The 2,976-nt window shown below is 74.8% G+C and carries 3 protein-coding genes; 1 reads left to right on the top strand and 2 read right to left on the bottom strand.

What is annotated here, in order from left to right:
* Nucleotides 1–257: 257 nt before the first annotated feature.
* Entirely contained in the window at nucleotides 258–1,277 is a 1,020-nt protein-coding gene (locus ABZ924_RS35535) for an adenosine deaminase (RefSeq protein WP_361919346.1), read from the top strand.
* Nucleotides 1,278–1,295: 18 nt separating this feature from the next.
* Here ABZ924_RS35535 and ABZ924_RS35530 read toward each other — a convergent pair whose 3' ends face one another.
* Both ABZ924_RS35530 and ABZ924_RS35525 read right to left on the bottom strand, forming a co-directional pair.
* The gene (locus ABZ924_RS35530) at nucleotides 1,296–1,712 is read right to left on the bottom strand and encodes a hypothetical protein (RefSeq protein WP_361919344.1); all 417 of its coding nucleotides are present in this window, start codon (nucleotides 1,710–1,712) and stop codon (nucleotides 1,296–1,298) included.
* Between the two features lie 15 nt (nucleotides 1,713–1,727).
* Nucleotides 1,728–2,783, bottom strand: a complete 1,056-nt coding sequence (locus ABZ924_RS35525; RefSeq protein WP_361919342.1) for a UDP-N-acetylmuramate dehydrogenase — start codon at nucleotides 2,781–2,783, stop codon at nucleotides 1,728–1,730.
* Between the last annotated feature and the right edge of the window lie 193 nt (nucleotides 2,784–2,976).

The raw sequence follows: 2,976 nt of genomic DNA, 5'->3' as shown, positions 1-2,976 counted from the left end.
GACGCCCCGGCCCCCGTTCCGGGCGCTTCGCGCCCGGTGCGCTCAAACGCCGCGCGGGCTGAAATGTGCCGCTGCGCGGCAATTCCAGCCTCGCCGGCGTTTGAGGCGCGGGGGCCGGGGGCGGAGCCCCCGGTTTCGGGAAGGGGCGGGGAGGGGCAGGCTCCGCGCAGCGGCAGCAGGCGGCGGCAGGACGTTCGGTGGGCCCCCGATCGGGAATAAGGGTCCCGCCGAGCCCAGTCGTACGGCAGGATCACCCAATGGAGCACGTACGCGATCTCACGCTTCTGCCGAAAGCCCACCTCCACCTGCACTTCACCGGCTCGATGCGCCCATCGACCCTCCTCGACCTGGCCGACAAGTACGGCGTCCGGCTGCCCGACGCCCTGACCGCCGGCGAGCCCCCCAAACTCCGCGCCACCGACGAACGCGGCTGGTTCCGCTTCCAGCGGCTGTACGACGCCGCCCGCTCGTGCCTGCGCGAGCCCGACGACATCCACCGCCTGGTCCGCGAGGCGGCCGAGGAGGACGTCCGGGACGGCAGCGGCTGGCTGGAGATCCAGGTCGACCCCACCTCGTACGCCCCACTGCTCGGCGGCATGATCCCGGCCGTCGAGATCATCCTGGACGCGGTCGAGGAGGCCTCGCGCCACACCGGCCTCGGCATCCGCGTGCTGATCGCCGCCAACCGCATGAAGCACCCACTGGACGCCCGCACCCTGGCCCGCCTGGCCGTCCGCTACGCCGACCGCGGCATCGTCGGCTTCGGGCTCTCCAACGACGAGCGCCGCGGCATGGCCCGCGACTTCGACCGCGCCTTCGCCATCGCCCGCGAGGGCGGCCTCCTCGCGGCCCCGCACGGCGGCGAGCTCACCGGCCCGGCCTCCGTCCGGGACTGCCTGGACGATCTGCACGCCGCCCGCATCGGGCACGGGGTGCGGGCCGCCGAGGACCCGCAGCTGCTGCGCCGCCTCGCCGAGGCGAAGGTCACCTGCGAGGTCTGCCCGGCCTCCAACGTGGCGCTCGGCGTCTACGAGCGGCCCGAGGACGTCCCGCTGCGGACCCTGTTCGAGGCGGGCGTGCCGATGGCGCTGGGCGCGGACGACCCGCTGCTGTTCGGCTCGCGCCTGGCGGCCCAGTACGAGATCGCCCGCCGCCACCACGGGTTCACGGACGCGGAGCTCGCGGAGCTGGCCGGCCAGTCGGTCCGCGGCTCGGCCGCGCCCCCGGACGTCCAGGACAAGCTGCTGACCGGCATCGACCACTGGCTGGCCACGTAGCCACAGGGCCACACGGGGTCAGCGCGTCAGCCGCAGGTCGCCCTCCCAGCAGTCGGCCCGTACCCGGTCGCCTTCGCCGAAGCCGATCTCCAGCTGGGTGCGCCCGGTCCCGGGCGCCGCGAACTCGGCCACCCGGGCGACGGTCTCGCCGAGGTGGCGCAGGAAGGGGTGGTCGCCGAGGTCCTCGCCGACCTCGATGCGGCCCCACTCCCCCATGTCGTACGGCTCGTGCGGCGCGGCGGCCTCGACGATGAGGCAGCCGTCGGACCCGGTGCTGATCCGGGTCGAGTCGCCCTCGCTGTCGATGAGCCACACGTCGAGCGGCACCTCGGAGCGCTCGCCCTCGTAGACGTGCCAGGACGCGACGATGCGGCTGATGGCGCGTCCCACCAGGCGGGTGGGGTCCGTACCGGCCCCGTGCAGTGGACAGAGCATGGCGGCCGGGGCTCCTCAGAGGCTGACGCCGACCGTCACCGGCTCGTTGACCAGGGTGACGCCGAAGGCGGCGTGGACGCCCGCGACGACCTCGCGGGCGAGGGCGAGGAGGTCCTCGGTGGTGGCCTCGCCCCGGTTGGTCAGGGCGAGGGTGTGCTTGGTGGAGATCCGGGCGGGCCCGGTGCCGTAGCCCTTGGTGAAGCCGGCCTTGTCGATCAGCCAGGCGGCGCTGGTCTTCGTACGGCCCTCGCCGGCGGCGTAGGCGGGCGGGGCGACGTCCGCGCCGAGGCGGTCCTGGACGCGGGCGAGGAAGGCCGCGTACGCCTCGTCGGTGAGGATCGGGTTGTGGAAGAAGGAGCCGGCGGACCAGGTGTCGTGGTCGGCGGGGTCGAGGACCATGCCCTTGCCGGCGCGCAGGCGCAGCACGGTCTCGCGGGCGGTGGCGGCCGGGACGCGGTCTCCGGCCTCGACGCCGAGGGCGCGGGCGGTCTCGGGGTACTTGATCGGCGCGGAGAGCCCGCCGGCGTCCTCGAGGGCGAAGCGGACGCGCAGGACGACGTACCGGTCGGGCTGGTCCTTGAAGAGGCTGTTGCGGTAGCGGAAGGCGCACTCGGCGGCGGTCAGGGTGACCGTCTCGCGGCGGGTGCGGTCGTAGGCGACGACCTCGGTGATGGTGTCGCAGACCTCCTGGCCGTACGCCCCGACGTTCTGGATCGGGGTGGCGCCGGCGGAGCCGGGGATGCCGGCGAGGCATTCGATGCCGGCGAGGCCGGCCCCGACGGTGCGGGCGACGGCGTCGGACCAGTTCTCGCCGGCGGCGAGCTCCAGGGTGGTGCCGTCGAGGTGGAAGCCGGTGGTGGCGATGCGCAGGGCGGTGCCGTCGAAGCCGCGGTCGCCGATGACCAGGTTGCTGCCGCCGCCGATGACGAGGAGCGGGGTGCCGCTGTCGTCGGCCGCGCGGACGGCGTCGACCACCTCGGCGTCGGTGGTCGCGGTCACCAGGCGGGTGGCGGGACCGCCGAGGCGGAAGGTGGTCAGGGGGGCGAGGGGGGCGTCGTGGAGTTCCTGCACGTGGACAAGAGTACGGTCCGTGCCCCTCGCATCCCTGCGGGGCCACGGACCGTACGTGCGCTGCGGGCCGGGCGGGTGGTGCTGCCGGGCCGGCGGTGCTGCCGGCCCGGCGCCCGACCCCCCGGCCCAGGACGCGCCACACCGCGCACGGGGGGCCGGTGATGAGTTTACGCCACCCGCGGGGAGGCTCGCG

The organism is Streptomyces sp. NPDC046876, assembly GCF_040645035.1.
Taxonomy (GTDB): domain Bacteria; phylum Actinomycetota; class Actinomycetes; order Streptomycetales; family Streptomycetaceae; genus Streptomyces.
The sequence above is the reverse complement of the archived record's forward strand: the minus strand, read 5'-3'. Positions and strand labels throughout refer to the sequence as shown.